Origin of the sequence: Haloarchaeobius caseinilyticus, assembly GCF_051207395.1 — an archaeon.
GTDB lineage: Archaea > Halobacteriota > Halobacteria > Halobacteriales > Natrialbaceae > Haloarchaeobius.
Genome location: NZ_JBPJZC010000003.1, coordinates 685,944 through 702,288 on the forward strand (window position 1 = coordinate 685,944; position 16,345 = coordinate 702,288).

Consider the following 16,345-nt stretch of genomic DNA (forward strand, 5'->3'; position numbering starts at 1 on the left):
ATTCGTGCAGTAGAGCGCTCGGTGCGGGGTTGGCACCCCCGTTCCGGGTGCGTTTGGCCGCTGAACTGCACGACAGACGACTTTCCCGACACAATCCGACACGAACCCAATGACCGACCACATCGAACTCAGCGGCGTCTATCCAGCGATCACTACACCGTTCCACGAGGACGGCAGCATCGACTTCGACAACCTCCGAGCGAACGTCCGCCGGCTCGAAACGGCCGGCGTCGACGGCATCGTGCCCGTCGGCTCGACCGGTGAATCGGCCACGCTCAGCCACGACGAACACGTCGAGGTGGTCGAAGCCGTCGCCGCCGCAGCCGAAAGCGTGCCCATCATCGCGGGCTCCGGGTCGAACAACACCGCGGAAGCACTGTCGCTCTCGGAACGCTCGGTCGAGGCCGGGGCAGACGCGCTGCTCCTCATCTCGCCGTACTACAACAAGCCCGAACAGCGCGGCTTCGTGGAGCACTACGAGACCATCGCCGACGCGGTCGACGTGCCCCAAATCGTCTACAACGTGCCCTCGCGCACGGGACAGAACATCGAAGCGGCGACGGCCGCCGAACTGGCGAGTCACCCGAACATCGCGGGCTTCAAGGCCGCCTCGGGCGACCTCGGCCAGATAACGGAAATCGTCGAGCGCACCCGAGACGAGGACTTCGCGGTCCTCTCCGGCGACGACGCGCTCACGCTCCCGATGCTCTCGGTCGGTGCGACCGGCACCATCTCGGTGTCCGCCAACGTCGAACCAGAGCGCACCTGTGCCATGGTCGGTGCGGGACTGGCTGGCGACTACGAACGCGCACAGAACATCCACCACGAACTCGGGCCGCTCTTCCGCGCCCTGTTCTGGGAGACGAACCCGATTCCGGTGAAGGAAGCCATGCGCATCCGCGGCTACGGCCCGGCGCACATGCGCCTGCCCCTGACGCGACTGTCGGACGAGTACGTCGAACCGCTGGCAGACGTGCTGGCCGACCTCGACGACGACGCCGAGTACGACGAACGACTCGCGGAGGTGGAACGCTGATGGGACGACTCGCCGTCACCGGTGCGACCGGCCGGATGGGACAGGAAGTCCTCGCCGCCGTCGCCGACCGAGCCGACCTCGACGTGGTCGCCGCGGTGAACCGGGGCGGCGCAGAAGCCGATGGCGACGAGTCAGCGACCATCGCTGGCGTCGACATCGAACCGGCGGCCGACCTCGAATCCATCCTCGCCGAACGCGAGGTCGACGCAGTAATCGACTTCACCGGGCCTGAATCCTGTGTCGAGTACGCCCGCGCCTGCGCCGCGACCGGGACCGCGTTCGTCACCGGAACGACCGGCCTCGGCGAGGAGCAGCAAGCAGCACTCCAAGCTGCCAGCGAGGAGACCGCCGTCCTACAGGCGGCGAACTTCTCGAAGGGTATCGCAGTCCTTCGGTCGCTCGTCCGCGAGGCCGCGGGGACGCTCGACGACTACGACGTAGAACTCGTCGAAGCCCACCACAATGGGAAGCGAGACGCCCCCTCGGGCACCGCGAACTCGCTGCTGGACGACATCGACGCCGTCCGCGGCGAGTCCGAACGCGTCCACGGCCGCGAGGGCGAGGCACCCCGAAGCGAGGGCGAAGTCGGTGTCCACGCGGTCCGGGCCGGCAACGTAACCGGACTCCACGAGGTGTGGCTCGCCGGCGGTCACGAGGAACTGCGACTCAGTCACCGCGCCGAATCGCGAGGCGTCTTCGCCGAAGGCGCACTCGACGCAGCGAGTTGGCTGGCCGGCCGCGACGCTGGCTGGTACGACTTCGACGACGTACTGGAGGGAGGAGCATGAGTCTGGAATCCGACATCGACGACCTGTGGCATCGACACCAGAACGACGACCTCGACGCGTCAGATTCCGGGGTCCACGCGGTCCTCGACGACCTGCTCAACGCGCTCGAATCCGGCGAGGTCCGCGCCGCCGAGAAGCGGAACGGCTCGTGGGAAGCGAACGAGTGGGTCAAGCAGGGCGTCCTGCTCAACTTCGTCTGTAACGACATCTCGACCTACGAGTACGGCGACGTGGTGTACAACGACGTGCTCCCGCTGCAGGACACGAGCGAGTACGGCGCACGTGGCAGCCGAAACACGCCCGACGGCACGGTCGTCCGGGCCGGCGCACACATCGGCTCCGACTGTATCCTGATGTCGCCCGCATTCGTCAACATCGGCGCACACGTCGGCGACGGCACGCTCGTCGACTCCTGTGACACGGTCGGCTCGTGCGCGCAAATCGGCGCGGACGTAAAGCTCGGCGCGAACACGCTCATCGGCGGCGTCCTCGAACCGGTCGAGGGCGCGCCGGTGGTCGTCGAAGACGATGTCTCGCTCGGCGCTGGCTGTCGCGTCACCTCGGGCTTCGTCGTCGGGGAGAACTCGGTCGTGGGCGAGAATACCCTTCTCACGCCGAGAATTCCCGTCTACGACCTCGTGGACGAGGAAGTGTACTACGGTGAACTGCCGCCGAACCGCCGGGCGTTCCAGCGCTTCGTCGAGTCGTCGCTCGGCGACCACGACCTGATTCCCGGCGGGGCGTACAAGCCCGCCGTCGTCGCCACCGACCTCGAAGCCGAGACGCTGGAAGCGACCCAGCGCGAGGAGGTGCTGCGCGAATGAGCGGCGAGGTCGCGGCCCCTGCGGCAGACGACGAGACCGGGCCGGCAGTCCTCCGACTGGCCGACTGGGACGCCGCGGCTCTCCGCGACCTCGCAGCCGAATTCGGCAGTCCACTGTACGCGCTCGACCTCGACCGCGTCCGGCAGAACTACCGGCGAGTCGCCGCCGCGTTCCCCGACGCCGACGTGTACTACGCGGCGAAGGCGAACACGCTCGGGCGCTGTCTGACCGCGCTGGCCGACGAAGGCGCGGGCATCGAGTGCGCGAGCGCAGGCGAAGTCGCCCGCGCGCTCGACGCGCTGGAACAAAGTGACGCCGCCGAGGCCGAAGTTCCGGGCGAGCGCGTCCAGTACACCGCAGTCAACCCGCCGGACGGGGACCTCACGACGGTCCTCGGCCTGTGGCAGGACTACCCCGGCCTGACCGTCACGGTCGGCGCGGCCGACACCCTCGACCGCCTCGACGCACGGGGCTACGACGGTCGGCTCTGCGTCCGCGTCAATCCGGGCGTCGGCGCGGGCCACCACGAGAAGGTCCGAACCGGCGCGGACGCGAAGTTCGGTGTCCCGTACGACGAGGCAGCCGGCCTGCTCGCCGACGCGCTGGACCGCGGCTTCGACGTGGTCGGTATCCACGCCCACGCCGGGTCCGGTATTTCGGGGCCGGATGACCTCGCCAACCACCGCGAGCTCGTCGCGCGCATGGGTGACCTCGCGCGCGAGTCGCCGGTTCCACTCGAATTCGTCGACGTGGGCGGCGGCTTCGGCGTCCCGTACCACGAGGACGAACCCGCACTTGACCTCGATTCGGTCGCCGATGCGACCCGCGAAGCACTCGGCGACTGCGACGCGACCCTGCGAATCGAGCCGGGACGATACATGGTTGCCGACGCGGGCGTCCTCCTGACGACGGTGAACACCGTGAAGGAGACGCCGGAGACGACCGTCACTGGCGTCGACGCTGGGATGACGACCCTGCTTCGCCCGGCGATGTACGACGCCTATCACCCGATGCGGAACCTCGCGGAGGACGACAGAGAGACCGTCTCACAGACGGTCGTCGGCCCCATCTGCGAGAGTTCCGACTCATTCTGTTCGAACCGACCGCTCCTCCGACCGGAGCGAACCGACATCCTCGCCATCGGCAACGCCGGCGCATACGGCTACGAGATGGCGAGCCACTACAACTCACGGCCGCGACCTGCGACGGTCACGCTCGCGGCCGGGTCCGCATCGCTCGCACGGCGACGCGAGACCATCGCCGACGTGACCAGACTGGAGGTAGACCAATGAGCATCTCACAACGCAACATTCCGTACGACAAGTACCACGGCACCGGAAACGACTTCATCGTAGTAGACGCGGACGAGTACGTCCCCGACCGCTTCGACTTCGCGACGCGCTACTGCGACCGCGTGGACGGTGTAAGCGCGGACGATATCGGCGAGACGAACGCCACTGCCGGTGCAGACGGCGTCCTGTTCCTGCACCTGGAAGAGAAGTACCGACCACCGCGGGTAGTAATGACGCTCGTCCAGCCCGACGGCTCGACGGCCGAAATGTGCGGCAACGGCGCACGCGTCGCGGCGCAGTGGGCCATGGAGCGCACCGGCGCGACGCAGGTGATGATCGACACGCAAGCGGGCACCCGTCACGCGTGGCTGGTCGACGGCGACATCGCCATCGAGATGGGCGAACCGTCCTTCGCACCTGAAGTCGTCCCACTCGACCGCGACGAACCGCTCGTCGCCGAACAGCTCGAAGGCTACTCGGTCACGGGCATCAACACGGGCGTTCCGCACGCCGTCGTCTTTGTGGACGACGTCGACAAAGTCGACCTCGACGCCGACGCACCGCCGATTCGTCACCACGACGTGTTCCCGGAGGGCGCGAACGTCACGTTTGCGAGCGAACGCGACGACGGTGGCTACGACCAACGCACGTTCGAACGCGGTGTCGAGGGCGAGACGCGCTCCTGTGGAACGGGCGCAGTCGCTATCGCCGCGGTGGCGAAGCACCTCGGCAAGCTCTCGCGCGACGAAGTCGTCGTGTCGCCGCCGGGCGGCGACCTGACCGTCGAGATTCCCGACGATGGCCCGGCCGTGCTCCACGGCCCGGTCGTCCACGAGTTCGACGGCGAAGCAGCAATCACGCCGCCGTCGAGCGACTGATGGGCGAGGCGTTCGACCCCATCGCGTTCCTCGACCGCGCGGTCCGCATCGACTCCACGGAGGACGTGTCCGAGATGCGCACGTTCCTCGTGGAGACACTCGCGGCCCACGGTGTCGAGGCGACAGTCGACGACGCAGGCAACACACTGGCGACACGCGGGACAGGTGAAGCGGGTCCGCACGTCGTCCTGAACACACACATCGACACGGTCCCGCCACACGTTCCCCACGAGCGCGACGACGACGCGGGTGTGCTCCGCGGTCGCGGCTCGTGCGACGCGAAAGGACCGCTGGCGGCGCTGCTGTCTGGCTTCTTCTCGGTCGACCCTGGCAATGGTCGAGTCACACTCGCAGTGACACCCGACGAGGAAGTGCTGTCGACCGGTGCGGCCGCACTCGACTTCGACGACCCGGACTGTTTCATCGTCGGTGAGCCGACGAACCTCGACGTGTGTACCACCGCGAAGGGCCGGTTTCAGGGGACCATCACCCTCTCCGGTGAGAACGCACACGCCGCCGAACCGGATTCCGGCGTAAACGCGATTCGGGCCGTTCGTGAGGTGCTGGACGCGCTGGATAGCTTCGGAGAGCGATCGGATTCGCCGCCGGCCCACCCGGAGCTGGGCGGGGCGACACTCACTCCGACGATGATCGACGGCGGTACAGCGACGAACCAAGTCCCAGCGGAGACGCACATCGTCGTAGACCGTCGGAGCGTGCCGCCGGAGTCGGCCGATGACTTTCACGCGGCGCTGAACGAACACCTCCGCGAGTACGTCCCCAACGACGTGTGCGTCGAGTTCGCACTCACTGAACGGGACACACCGTTCCTCGAAGCGTGGGACACGGACGAATCGGCCGCCGTGGTTCGCGCGCTCTGCGACGCTGCCGGTTCGACGACACGGCCGTTCACCGCGGCGACGGAGGCTTCCTACTTCGCGGCGCAGGCACCGACGGTCGTGTTCGGGCCGGGCGTCCTCGCCGACGACGAAGGTGCGGTCGCGCACGCACCTCGTGAGTACGTCGAGTTGGCGCAGGTCGAAGCGGCGGCGGCAGCGGTTTCGGATACGCTATCGATCCTGCTGTCCTAATTCTGCTCGTGGTCAGTCACGTGAACAACGAGTCTGTGCAGTGATTTCTCTGGCGTAGTTGGCGAACAGGCGGCACGCCGCGAGTCGTACCGGGTGTGCCGCGCACCCGCCTCGGCCACGGTACGACGCTGGTTAGACCACGCCGGCGCTGGCCGCGTGTTCGTATATAAACAATGACCCTCTTGCCTGGAGTGTCGACGATAGGAAACCGGATTTCTGAAAAATATCGGCGACCGGAAGAATACTCTGAGGCAGTTGTTTTGGATACTTACAGCCCTCAAAAATAAATGAACGGTACATTCATGTGTTCATTCATCGTATCGGTGAAGTATGACTGCGATATCGGTATCGGGGCTGACGAAAGACTACGGAGAGGTACTGGCCAACGACGACGTCTCGTTCGACGTTGCGGCGGGCGAGGTGTTCGGCTACCTCGGCCCGAACGGGGCCGGGAAGACGACGACCATCCGGACGCTGATGGGCTTTCAGTCGCCGACCTCGGGGACGGCGACCGTCCTCGGTGCCGACGTTCGCGACGAATCGGCGCTCATCGAGGCGAAAGAGCGAATCGGCTACCTGCCCGCGAATCCGGCGTTCGACGAGAATTCGACCGGCCGAGAGATACTCGACCTGTACGGAAGCGTCAAGGGCGACACCCGGAGCGAGGAGCTACTCGACCTGTTCGAAGTCCCGGTCGACCGGAAGATTCGGAGCTACTCGACCGGACAAAAACAGAAGCTCGGGCTGGTGCAGGCGTTCATGCACGACCCGGATTTGGTCATCATGGACGAGCCAACCTCGGGGCTCGACCCACTGATGCAGCGACGGTTCAACGAGTTCCTTCGACGGGAGAAGGAAGCGGGGAAGACCATCTTCCTCTCGTCGCACGTGCTGACCGAGGTCCGCAACGTCTGTGACCGCATCGGCATCATCCGCGACGGGAGAATCGTCGCGGTCGAGCGCGTCGAGGACTTGCTCCACCGGAGCGGCAAGACGGTTCGTGTTCGCGTCGCGAGCGAGGTCGACGCAAGCGCGGTGACCCTCGACGGCGCACACGATGTCTCGGTCCGGCCGGTCGATGGCGTGTACGCACAGGCACCGATGGCGAACGGTGGACAAGCCGGCGATGCTGCGGGGTCGGCGACGGAACTCACGTTCACCTACACCGGAGACTACGATTCGCTGGTTCGATTCGTCGGCGACTTCCACGTCCTCGAACTCAACGTCGAGGAAGCACCGCTCGAACAGATATTCATGCGGTTCTACGGTGACGACGCGTCACAGGAGGCAGGTGCGGCGAACGGAGGTGCACACTGATGTTCGAGTTCACGCGATACTACGGCAAGCGGCGGCTTCGCGGTTCGACCGTGATGACCGTCGGTTTCGCCCTGATGACCGCGCTGTACGTCTACATGTTCCCGACCATCACGTCCTCGGTCGACCTGGACGAGTACATGGAGGCGTGGCCGCCCGCGCTCCGCGAGGCGTTCGGTGCCGAGTCCCTCGGGACCATCGAGGGCTTCCTCGCGGCCGAACTGTACGCCTTCGGCTGGGTCATTCTGCTCGGCCTGTACATGGCCTACAGTGCGGCGTCGCTCATCGCGGACGACGTGGAACACGACCGGATGGACATGACGCTCGCACTGCCGGTCTCGCGGTCGACGGTGCTGCTGGAGAAGTTCGCCTCGATGCTCGTCCCGATGCTCGTGGTGAACGCGGTGATGCCCGTCGTCGTCTACGCCGGCGTCCTCGGTATCGGCGAATCCATCTCCGTCGCCGACCTCGTGATGGTCCACGTGCTCTCGATTCCGTACCTGCTCGCGTGTGCGGCCATCGGACTGGTGATGTCGGTCGCACTCGACCGTGCGAGCGTCGCACAGAAGGCCGCGATGGGTGCCGTCTTCGGCCTGTTCCTCGTCGGGTCGGTCACGGCCGGAACCGACTTCTCGTGGGTCGGTGCACTGTCGCCGAACCGGTACTACGAGCCATCAGCGATTCTCGTTCACGGGCAGTACGACTTGGTCGGTGGTGCACTCCTGCTCGGTGCGACTGCCGTGTTGGTACTGGCAAGCCGCGAGTGGTTCCGACGGAAGGATATCGCGTGATGCCTGACAGCCGAGGGAGAAGATGAGCGGCGGATTCAGCGAGGTCGAGCGCGAACGCATCAAAGAACGACTGGTCGAAGAAGGACGTGACCTGTTCAGTCATTATGGGCTGAAGAAGACGACCATCGCCGACCTCACCGAACCGGTCGGTATCGCGCCCAGTACGTTCTACCAGTTCTTCGACTCGAAGGACGAACTGTACTTCGAGATACTGGGGCGGGAAGCGGAACAGCTGGAAGACGTCCTGCTGGAGCCACTAGAGTCGAACGACGACCCGGAGAAAGCCATCGTCGAGTTCCTCTCCGGACTCATGGAGGTGTACGAGACGAACCCACTCATCCGCGCCGTCGCACTCGACCCCCAAGAAGTAGAGCGGTTACAGCGTGAGTTCCCCGAGGACGAGGCCGCCGAGGCGCGACAAGAGGGACTCAACTACCTGCTCCCCTACGTCGAGGAGTGGTACGACGCCGGGACAGTCGACGGCCCGAGTCCCGAAATCGTGGCGAACGCCATCCGGTCGATTCCCGTGTTGATACTCCACCGCGACAAAATCGGCCCGGAGCGCTACGACGAGACCCGAGACCTCGTGATTCGGGCGTTCGCGAAGGGATTGGTTAGTTCGTAGCGGTTCAGTATTTTCCGGCGAAGCGCGCTCGGTTCGTCTTACTCCAGTTCGTCCACGAGGTCCGACCCGACGCCGACGTAGCCCTCTGGCGTGAGTGCTTTCAGTTCTTCGCGCACCTCCTCGCTCACGTCGAGGTCGTCGAACAGGTCGTAGAAGTCCTCGATGGTGACGCGCTTGCCTCGCGTCAGTTCCTTCACGCGCTCGTAGGCTGCGGTGTCGCCTTCCCGCCGGAGGATGGTCTGGACGGCCTCGCCGATGATTTCCGGGGTCTCGTTGAGGTCGTCACGCATTACCTGCTCGTTCGGGACGACCTTCGACAGCCCGTTCTGCGCCTTCGTGTAGCCGATGAGGCAGTGCGCGAACGCCGCGCCGATGTTGCGCTTGACCGTCGAATCGGAGAGGTCGCGCTGGAGTCGCGAAGTCGTGACGTAGTCGGCGAGGAAGGTCAGGTCCGAGTTCGCTTTCGAGAGGTTGCCTTCGCTGTTTTCGAAGTCGATGGGGTTGACCTTGTGCGGCATCGTCGACGACCCGGTTTCGCCTTCGACCGCTTCCTGGCCGAGGTAGCGCTTCGAGACGTAGAGCCAGCAGTCGCGGTCCATGTCGAGCAGGACGTTGTTGACGCCGCGGGCCGCGTCGAAGACTTCTGCGAGATCGTCGCAGGGGTTCACCTGCGTCGTGACCGGTGCGAAGTCCAGCCCGAGACCGGTGACGAACTCGCGGGCGAAGTCGCGCCAGTCGACATCGGGATAGGCCGCGACGTGGGCCGCGTAGGTGCCGGAGGCCCCGCCGAGTTTGCCCGCGAGGGCGTCGTTCGCGCCGCGAAGTCGGGCCGTCGTCCGACCCAATCGTGCCGCGTACACCGCGACCTCTTTGCCCCAGGTCGTCGGCGTCGCGGGCTGGCCGTGGGTGTGCGCCAGCATCGGCAGGTCGCGCGACGCCTGCGCCATCTCGGTGAGTTGGTCGGCCAGGGTTTCGAGTTCCGGCAGGAGCACCTCCGCGACTGCGCCGCGGACCAGCAGGCGGTGTGCGAGGTTGTTCACGTCCTCGCTCGTCAGGCCGAAGTGAATCCACTGGGCCGCGTCGAGGCCTTCTGGGAGATTCACGCGAACGAAGTACTCGACTGCCTTCACGTCGTGGTTCGTGGCGGTGAACTCGCCGTAGCCCTCCGTCTCGATCTGCTTGACCAGTTCGGCGTCGGCGTCGCCCCAGTCCTCGTACAGGGCGCGCAGGTCGGCGCGTTGCTGGTCGTCGATGCTCAGGGGTGTGGCGTCGAGGTCGGCCAGCGCGACGAGGTACTCGACCTCGACTCGCACGCGAGCGCGCATGAGCGCAGACTCGCTGGCGTACGGCGCGAGCGGTCGGGTTCGACCGGCGTAGCGGCCGTCCAGTGGCGAGACGGCGGAAAGGGGGTTCGGCATGGGCGGAACTGCCCCCGCGGGTCGCAAAAGCCTGTCGGAAACATCCGTGTTCGTGTACAGTCGGCGGTTTCGAGTGGCTGTTTTCGAGTTTTGTATGCACGTATCTGTATACTCTGGCGCGCTCGACCGCAACTACTTTCCTTCCCGCCCGACGCCCATCTCGTATGACACGCATCGCTGGTCTCGCTGGGAACCGCGGTCGCAACCTGCTGCACGTAGACGACCTCCGCCCGGGCGGGGCGGAACTCGCGGTCGTCCTCACCAACAACGCCGGCGCGCCGGTCCTCGACGAGGCCGAATCGCGCGACATCCCCACGGAAGTCGTCCCGCTTGCCGACGACGAATCCCGACGCGAACACGAGCGCCGGGTCGTCGACGCCCTCGCCGACTACGACGTAGACCTCGTCTGCCTCGACGGCTACATGCGCATCCTCTCGGAGACGTTCCTCGACGAGATGCCCCTGACGCTCAACGTCCACCCGAGCCTCCTGCCCTCGTTCCCCGGCATGGACGCCTGGGGCGACGCGCTGGAGGCCGGTGTCAAAACTGTCGGCTGTACGGTCCACGCGGTCACGAACGGCGTCGACGCGAATGGCGAGGTCGTCGAGAGCGAGGTCGACGGCGGCCCCGTCCTCACGCAGGAGCCAGTCCCCGTCTACGAGGGCGACGACGTGGACTCGCTCAAATCGCGCGTCCTGTACGAAGGTGAGTTCAAGGCGTACCCGCGCGCCGTGAAGTGGGTCGCCGAGGGCCGCGTCGAGGTCGACTGGGAGGCCAACGAAGCCCACGTCGAGGGCGACGAGGCGGCCGACCTGCCCCAGCGTCGGGTCGTCACCGAGGACCGCCACGCCGACCTGCGCTACGGCGAGAACCCGCATCAGGACGCCGCGCTCTACGCCGACAACACCTGCGAGGAGGCCAGCGTCGTCCACGCCGACCAGCTGAACGAGGGCGCGAAGGCACTCTCGTACAACAACTACAACGACGCCGACGGCGCGCTCAACCTCATCAAGGAGTTCGACGAGCCCGCCGCGGCCGTCATCAAGCACACGAACCCGGCCGGGTGCGCCACGGCTGACTCGCTCGCAGAAGCCTACGCAGATGCACTCGCGACGGACGCGAAGTCCGCGTTCGGCGGCATCGTCGCGCTCAACCGCGCTTGCGACGCCGAGACGGCGGAACTGATTACTGATTCGTTCAAGGAAGTCGTCGTCGCCCCCGGCTACACCGACGACGCACTCGACGTGCTCACCGGGAAGAAGAACCTTCGCGTGCTCGATGTCGGTGAACTCGGAGAGATTACGGAGACCTTCACCAGCAAGGAGATCGTCGGCGGTCGCCTCGTCCAGGAGCGCGACCTCGACGAGGTCACCGTCGACGACCTCGAAGTCGTAACCGAGCGTGAGCCGACCGAGGAAGAACTCGCGACGATGCTGTTCGCGTGGAAGGTCCAGAAGCACGTGAAGTCCAACGGTATCGTGTTCGCGAAGGGAACCGAGACCGTCGGCCTCGGCGTCGGCCAGGTCTCGCGCGTCGACGCGGTGGAAATCGCGGCCATGAAGGCCGAGCGCGACGCCGAGGGCAAGTCTGCCGACGGTGCCGTGATGGGCAGCGACGCGTTCTTCCCGTTCCCGGACGCGGTCGAGGCGGCGGCTGAAGCGGGCGTCGAGGCAGTCATCCAGCCCGGTGGCTCGAAGAACGACGACAAGGTCGTCGCGGCCGCGGACGAACTCGGGATGACGATGGTCATGACTGGGACTAGGTGTTTCCGTCACGATTGAGCACGGAGTTCGATTGAGTGACGGAAGTCAGTGAGACGAGCGAAGCGAGTCTCACGCGATTTCCGACATGACTGAGGCCGCAGGCCGAGGGAATGAATAGCGAATCCGGATTCGGTCCTGTTTCTGCTGTCGACTACCAGCCCACGACTGCTGGTGTACATGTCCGCAGCCACACCCTCCCCAAACGATTCGCCAGACCTCGCTTCGCTCGGTCTGCCTCATCCCTCGCGCGACTACAGGTCGACCGTCTCACGATGTTCGACGGTCGACCCAGCGCGCGCCAGAGCGGTTGTGTCGGCCGCTTCCGAGAATTGCGTGCACGACACACGAGCTATCCCGGCTACTCATCGGTCGTAGTTCCCGACGACTCGGCAGGGACCGTCTTCGAGGCAGAGTCGAGCCCCCAGTCGACCGTGAGCGTCAGTTCGCCCGGGTCACCACGGGCGTGGCCGCCTTCGACTGTGGTCGTCGTCGACGCCCCCGCATCGACCGACACCTGAAAGTCGGCACAGGCGTCGGGCGACCGACTGTCGGAGAGACAGCCCTGCAACGTTCCCGGCCTTTCACCAGTATTCGAGACGGTCACCTCGGCGTGGTACCGAGCGCCGAGTCCGACAGAGTCAGGGAACGAGACGGACACGTCGAACGCGGGTGGCTGCTCGATGGCCGCGACGAGTGATTCGGGGAACGAGTACCGATAGCGGTCGTTGCGGCCGAAGAAGACGATGCCGCCGGCGTCGGCTGGTTCCCCGGCCGGGACCGAGAACGCGAGCCGTACGCTATCTGCTCCGGAAGTAGTGTAGGCGAGGGGCTGTTCGCCAGCCGGGTTTGTCGAGCCGTCGACCACGACCATCGTGGGCAACTCTGCGACCGCCTCGTCGTACTGCGAGATATCGATGTCGAGGACGGCGAAGAGTTGGTCGGGGTCGCCGTGGATACTCGGGACGACGGCCGTCTGTCGGCGGAAGCTGGACTGTGCCACGAGGTCCCCGAGCGTGACGCTCCCGTGCTCGAAGGTGAGTGTGTCACCGGCACCGACAGACACCGTGTCGATGGCCGATTCGGTCGGTGCGGTGCCAGTCACAGATGGTGGGGACGAATCTGCCGGGGTCCGCGAACGAGTGGTCGTCGTCGTCCCGGCGTCGTCCAGTCCCAGACAGCCGGCGGAACCGACGAGACCGACCGAAACCGACGTGAGGAGAGCGCGACGGCGCATGGACTGACCTGTGGCTACCCGGAATAAATGTCTTCGGTGCGACTGGACCTGTCGCCTTGAAGTAGCCCGACGCCCTAGAATCGGCAAATGGGACTGCTCTCCGGAACCAAGGTGAAAGGACTGGCCGCCGCCATCGTCCTAACGCTGCTCGCCCTCGTCGGCGTGTCCTCGTGGGGGCTGTTGCAGGCGCTCACCGCCATCGGGACCGCCGGGTCTACGCCGGTCTTCTTCGCGATGCTCTCCGCCGCCGCGCCGTGGATCGTCGCCGGGATATTGCTGTCGCTCCTGACGGTAGTCTTCGTCTTCTCACTGCTGGCAGTGCTGGCTGGTCGGGCAGCGAATCAGGTGTCGATGCCGACGCTCCAGAGCGAGCGACTGTCCATGCTCGTCGGCTACGTCGAAGACGAGGTGCCCGGCGCGAAGCAGTACGGCATCGCGGAGTGGCTGGCACCGCCGGAGCCGACGTTCGACGAGAAACGCGAGGCCTTGCGTGAGCGCTACGTCGACGGCGAACTGTCCGATTCCGAGTTCGAGCGGAAACTCCAGCGGTTGTACGAAGACGAGGAAGGGCTGGAACGGGCACAGTTCCGCGACGATCTCGATACGCTGTTGGACGACGCAGAGGCTCACGGCACCGGCGGCGAGCGCGAATCGCGACTGGAACGTGAGCGACACTGAACACGGTGGTCTGCCTCATGGGGGGCGACCGAGTCACACGAGTAGACAGGGCAAGACCTTCAACACTCGACATATTTCTGTGCGTTATGGGACTGTTCGACCGGGTACGGGACCTCTTCGGTAGTGGCGGCGACGACCGTGCCGGAACGATGGATGACGAGGAGACGCAGCGGTATCCGACCAGTGGGGTCGACGAGACCAGTGGGCAGGACGACGGCGGCGAAGCCGCGCCACCCCACGGTGACGTCGAGGGTCGCGGCCGGTCGGGCGTGAACGCGCCAGCCGAGGGCCAGAAGAGCGGGAGCCACGGGAGTCACTGGGACACCGTCGTGCATGGCGACGATGCCATCATGCAGTCGCTCATGGGCACCATCGAGACCGGCGAGTCGACGCCCGGGCGAACCGTCGGCGACGAACACGTCCTCGGTTACCGGGCGGGCAGCGGGCCACTCGGAACGGTCGCCCTCGTCAGCGAAGCGGGCGAACTCTGGTCGGGCTACCCGGTCGGCGCGGGCATCGGCCACGAGGTCGTCATCGACGGCATGCTGCCGTGGGCGAACGGAGCCGAGGCACAGCTTTCGGGTGACCTCGGCGACGCGACCGTCTCCTTCTTCGCGACGAACTACTGGGCCCACGAGGACGGCCACTTCGGTGGCCCGCGACAGGTCGAACTGGCCGCGTTCGCCTACGACCTCAATCCGGCCGAGGCCGAGACCATCACGGACGAGGAGGGCAACGAATTCTCCACCGCAGGCATGGCCGCGTTCGTCCCGTTCGACGGCGGTGACGTGGACGACTACATCTTCCAGACCCACGTCGAGACGGTGACGACCTGCGAGTTCGACGGCACGACCGTCTACCGACTGCGCGTCCCACTGTTCGTCGACCCCGACGGCGGCGAGTACCACATCATGCTGTACGCCGCCGAGCACGTCTGTGACGGCTACGTTCCCGAGAAAGGCGACGACGTTGAAGGTGTGTTCTGGTTGCAGGGCCGGGTCGAAGGCTAGTTTGGGAGTTCGACCACCGTTTCAGTTCAGAACGTGACTGTCTCGCTGTAGTTGGCACCGATCCATCCACAGACGACGGTCAATTCGTCCGGGTCGCCTCTGTACGAGGTGATGGTCTCCTCGTAGCTGACCGATTCTCCAGCAGGCACTTCGAACGCGACCTCTGCCGTGTCGCTTCTCTCGGTCGTGCCGAGTTCGGCCAGAACCCGACCTGCCCGGTCGCCGCGATTGCTGACTTCGAGCGTCGCACGAACTTGGGGAGACACCGGTCGGAATCGGTACCGCCACGCCTCGGCCGTACTGCTCGCCGAAGTCGGTCGGGAACCAGTCCGGGTACTCGTCGCCGTCGAGTGTGACTACGACCTCGATATCGTCTGGGTCGGAGATGCCGAGTTCCTGGTCTGCGGGCGGTGCCATCGACGGGGGATACACGTCGAAGTCGACGACGACGTACTGTTCGTCGTCGGTCGCGCGAACGTCGACGTGATTCCCTTGCTCGATAGTCGTCGTTCGCCGGTAGACGTCGAGCGACGCGATGGACGCGAGGTATGGTGCGTCGTTCCCGTCGGTGTCCGCCAGTGAGTCGGTTCGGCCGCTGGAGGGACCGTCCTCCGCGCCGAGACAGCCAGCGAGTACTGCGGGGAGGGCGACAGCAGAGCGGGCGAGGAGGCGGCGTCTGTGCATAGCCAGTCTTCCAGTGTGGCTGGTAAATACTTTCAGTCAGATAGCACGTCGGGACGACGCCCGAGTGGCTTCAAAGCGTGACTGTCCGACTGTGACGCTCGTCGCCCCATTCGCAGATGATGGTCATTTCGTCCGCTCCCCCCGCGTCGATGCCGATGCTCTCTTGCTGCGTGACCGTCTCCCCAGGGGGCACGCCGAACGAGATTTCGGGCCTGTCACTCATCGTACTCGGTCCGAGGTCGGCGAGGAAGCGGCCACCGCGGTCGCCCTCGTTCGTCACGGTGAGCGTCACCTGCACCGTGGCGTTCCCGGCTTCGGCGGTGAACTCGTCGAGCGTGAACCGTGGAACCTGCGCGATTCGGCCGAGATGAGTCTTCGAAATCGTGGTCCGAGACGACTGGCCACCGCCGAGCGAGAGTTCGAACTCGCCCGACTCGGGAGCGATGCCGGTCGGGACCGGGATGGAGATGTGACGCGAGATTTCGGCCGGGTGCATGTTGTCGAACCAGTCGTCGTACCGGTCACCGTCGAGGACCACCGCATACTCGACTGCGTCAAGGTCGTCTCGGTCGGACACAGTGACGGCAGATTCGTCGGACACGTTCGACCCCGCCGAGACGATATCGAGGTCGACGACGACGTACTGCGAGTCCGGGTCGGCGACCACGTCGATGTGTTGTGCGGCACGCGTCGTGTGTCGGCGAACCGTCAGCGAATCGAGGACGAGGGTCGGCCCGTCGACCGTCGCCGTTTCAGTCGAAGTCCGCGACGACTCGGTCGGGATGTTCGTCGACTCTGTTCGGTCCCCAGAACCGTCGGCACCGAGTCCGAGACAGCCAGCGAAGCCGGTGACCGAAGAGAGGGAGGCAGCGGAGAGCGCGAGGAGGCGGCGTCTGTCCATGTGGGTAGGAGGTCGCTC

Annotated in this window: 16 protein-coding genes; 12 read left to right on the forward strand and 4 right to left on the reverse strand. The window is 65.7% G+C overall.

Annotated features, from left to right (window positions below):
• Window positions 1-109 precede the first annotated feature (109 nt).
• The 9 genes from dapA to ACSC1P_RS16100 all read left to right on the forward strand — a co-directional run bounded on the left by dapA (window position 110) and on the right by ACSC1P_RS16100 (window position 8,639).
• Window positions 110-1,036: a 4-hydroxy-tetrahydrodipicolinate synthase gene (gene dapA, locus ACSC1P_RS16060; RefSeq protein ID WP_435361207.1), complete on the forward strand. Its 927-nt coding sequence runs from the start codon at window positions 110-112 to the stop codon at window positions 1,034-1,036.
• The gene (gene dapB, locus ACSC1P_RS16065; RefSeq protein ID WP_435361520.1) at window positions 1,033-1,824 is read left to right on the forward strand and encodes a 4-hydroxy-tetrahydrodipicolinate reductase; all 792 of its coding nucleotides are present in this window, start codon (window positions 1,033-1,035) and stop codon (window positions 1,822-1,824) included. The genes dapA and dapB overlap by 4 nt, the downstream gene beginning before the upstream one ends.
• Window positions 1,821-2,648, forward strand: coding sequence for a 2,3,4,5-tetrahydropyridine-2,6-dicarboxylate N-succinyltransferase (locus tag ACSC1P_RS16070; RefSeq protein ID WP_435361208.1), 828 nt, complete (start codon window positions 1,821-1,823; stop codon window positions 2,646-2,648). Before dapB ends, ACSC1P_RS16070 begins: the two co-directional genes overlap by 4 nt.
• Complete coding sequence (gene lysA, locus ACSC1P_RS16075) at window positions 2,645-3,940, forward strand: diaminopimelate decarboxylase (RefSeq protein ID WP_435361209.1); 1,296 nt, start codon at window positions 2,645-2,647, stop codon at window positions 3,938-3,940. Before ACSC1P_RS16070 ends, lysA begins: the two co-directional genes overlap by 4 nt.
• Entirely contained in the window at window positions 3,937-4,818 is an 882-nt protein-coding gene (gene dapF, locus ACSC1P_RS16080; protein ID WP_435361210.1) for a diaminopimelate epimerase, read from the forward strand. Before lysA ends, dapF begins: the two co-directional genes overlap by 4 nt.
• The gene (locus ACSC1P_RS16085; protein WP_435361211.1) at window positions 4,818-5,909 is read left to right on the forward strand and encodes a M20 family metallopeptidase; all 1,092 of its coding nucleotides are present in this window, start codon (window positions 4,818-4,820) and stop codon (window positions 5,907-5,909) included. Before dapF ends, ACSC1P_RS16085 begins: the two co-directional genes overlap by 1 nt.
• A 330-nt stretch (window positions 5,910-6,239) precedes the next feature.
• On the forward strand, window positions 6,240-7,226 hold the full coding sequence (locus tag ACSC1P_RS16090; RefSeq protein WP_435361212.1) for an ABC transporter ATP-binding protein: 987 nt from the start codon (window positions 6,240-6,242) through the stop codon (window positions 7,224-7,226).
• Entirely contained in the window at window positions 7,226-8,014 is a 789-nt protein-coding gene (locus tag ACSC1P_RS16095) for an ABC transporter permease subunit (RefSeq protein WP_435361213.1), read from the forward strand. The genes ACSC1P_RS16090 and ACSC1P_RS16095 overlap by 1 nt, the downstream gene beginning before the upstream one ends.
• 22 nt (window positions 8,015-8,036) lie before the next feature.
• Window positions 8,037-8,639 (forward strand): TetR/AcrR family transcriptional regulator, encoded by a 603-nt coding sequence (locus tag ACSC1P_RS16100; RefSeq protein WP_435361214.1) that lies wholly within the window; start codon window positions 8,037-8,039, stop codon window positions 8,637-8,639.
• Window positions 8,640-8,677: 38 nt separating this feature from the next.
• Here the strand turns inward: ACSC1P_RS16100 and purB are convergent, their stop codons facing one another.
• On the reverse strand, window positions 8,678-10,057 hold the full coding sequence (gene purB / locus ACSC1P_RS16105; RefSeq protein ID WP_435361215.1) for an adenylosuccinate lyase: 1,380 nt from the start codon (window positions 10,055-10,057) through the stop codon (window positions 8,678-8,680).
• Window positions 10,058-10,221: 164 nt separating this feature from the next.
• Between purB and purH the strand changes: the two genes are divergently transcribed.
• On the forward strand, window positions 10,222-11,838 hold the full coding sequence (purH, locus tag ACSC1P_RS16110) for a bifunctional phosphoribosylaminoimidazolecarboxamide formyltransferase/IMP cyclohydrolase (RefSeq protein WP_435361216.1): 1,617 nt from the start codon (window positions 10,222-10,224) through the stop codon (window positions 11,836-11,838).
• A gap of 340 nt (window positions 11,839-12,178) precedes the next feature.
• Here purH and ACSC1P_RS16115 read toward each other — a convergent pair whose 3' ends face one another.
• On the reverse strand, window positions 12,179-13,054 hold the full coding sequence (locus tag ACSC1P_RS16115; protein ID WP_435361217.1) for a hypothetical protein: 876 nt from the start codon (window positions 13,052-13,054) through the stop codon (window positions 12,179-12,181).
• An 87-nt stretch (window positions 13,055-13,141) separates the two neighbouring features.
• Here ACSC1P_RS16115 and ACSC1P_RS16120 point away from each other — a divergent pair, with 87 nt between their 5' ends.
• Window positions 13,142-13,732 carry an SHOCT domain-containing protein gene (locus tag ACSC1P_RS16120; protein ID WP_435361218.1) on the forward strand — a complete coding sequence of 197 codons (591 nt, stop codon included), beginning with the start codon at window positions 13,142-13,144 and terminating at the stop codon, window positions 13,730-13,732.
• Between the two features lie 86 nt (window positions 13,733-13,818).
• Window positions 13,819-14,742 carry a hypothetical protein gene (locus tag ACSC1P_RS16125; RefSeq protein WP_435361219.1) on the forward strand — a complete coding sequence of 308 codons (924 nt, stop codon included), beginning with the start codon at window positions 13,819-13,821 and terminating at the stop codon, window positions 14,740-14,742.
• A 21-nt stretch (window positions 14,743-14,763) separates the two neighbouring features.
• Here ACSC1P_RS16125 and ACSC1P_RS16130 read toward each other — a convergent pair whose 3' ends face one another.
• Both ACSC1P_RS16130 and ACSC1P_RS16135 read right to left on the reverse strand, forming a co-directional pair.
• Window positions 14,764-15,426, reverse strand: coding sequence for a hypothetical protein (locus tag ACSC1P_RS16130; RefSeq protein ID WP_435361220.1), 663 nt, complete (start codon window positions 15,424-15,426; stop codon window positions 14,764-14,766).
• Between the two features lie 70 nt (window positions 15,427-15,496).
• Window positions 15,497-16,327, reverse strand: a complete 831-nt coding sequence (locus tag ACSC1P_RS16135) for a hypothetical protein (RefSeq protein WP_435361221.1) — start codon at window positions 16,325-16,327, stop codon at window positions 15,497-15,499.
• Between the last annotated feature and the right edge of the window lie 18 nt (window positions 16,328-16,345).

Coding starts and splice junctions, on each gene's coding strand:
- dapA (WP_435361207.1), top strand. CDS start 110: ATGACCGACCACATCGAACTCAGCGGCGTCTATCCAGCGATCACTACA.
- ACSC1P_RS16070 (WP_435361208.1), top strand. CDS start 1,821: ATGAGTCTGGAATCCGACATCGACGACCTGTGGCATCGACACCAGAAC.
- lysA (WP_435361209.1), top strand. CDS start 2,645: ATGAGCGGCGAGGTCGCGGCCCCTGCGGCAGACGACGAGACCGGGCCG.
- dapF (WP_435361210.1), top strand. CDS start 3,937: ATGAGCATCTCACAACGCAACATTCCGTACGACAAGTACCACGGCACC.
- ACSC1P_RS16085 (WP_435361211.1), top strand. CDS start 4,818: ATGGGCGAGGCGTTCGACCCCATCGCGTTCCTCGACCGCGCGGTCCGC.
- ACSC1P_RS16090 (WP_435361212.1), top strand. CDS start 6,240: ATGACTGCGATATCGGTATCGGGGCTGACGAAAGACTACGGAGAGGTA.
- ACSC1P_RS16095 (WP_435361213.1), top strand. CDS start 7,226: ATGTTCGAGTTCACGCGATACTACGGCAAGCGGCGGCTTCGCGGTTCG.
- ACSC1P_RS16100 (WP_435361214.1), top strand. CDS start 8,037: ATGAGCGGCGGATTCAGCGAGGTCGAGCGCGAACGCATCAAAGAACGA.
- purB (WP_435361215.1), bottom strand. CDS start 10,057: ATGCCGAACCCCCTTTCCGCCGTCTCGCCACTGGACGGCCGCTACGCC.
- purH (WP_435361216.1), top strand. CDS start 10,222: ATGACACGCATCGCTGGTCTCGCTGGGAACCGCGGTCGCAACCTGCTG.
- ACSC1P_RS16115 (WP_435361217.1), bottom strand. CDS start 13,054: ATGCGCCGTCGCGCTCTCCTCACGTCGGTTTCGGTCGGTCTCGTCGGT.
- ACSC1P_RS16120 (WP_435361218.1), top strand. CDS start 13,142: ATGGGACTGCTCTCCGGAACCAAGGTGAAAGGACTGGCCGCCGCCATC.
- ACSC1P_RS16125 (WP_435361219.1), top strand. CDS start 13,819: ATGGGACTGTTCGACCGGGTACGGGACCTCTTCGGTAGTGGCGGCGAC.
- ACSC1P_RS16130 (WP_435361220.1), bottom strand. CDS start 15,426: ATGCACAGACGCCGCCTCCTCGCCCGCTCTGCTGTCGCCCTCCCCGCA.
- ACSC1P_RS16135 (WP_435361221.1), bottom strand. CDS start 16,327: ATGGACAGACGCCGCCTCCTCGCGCTCTCCGCTGCCTCCCTCTCTTCG.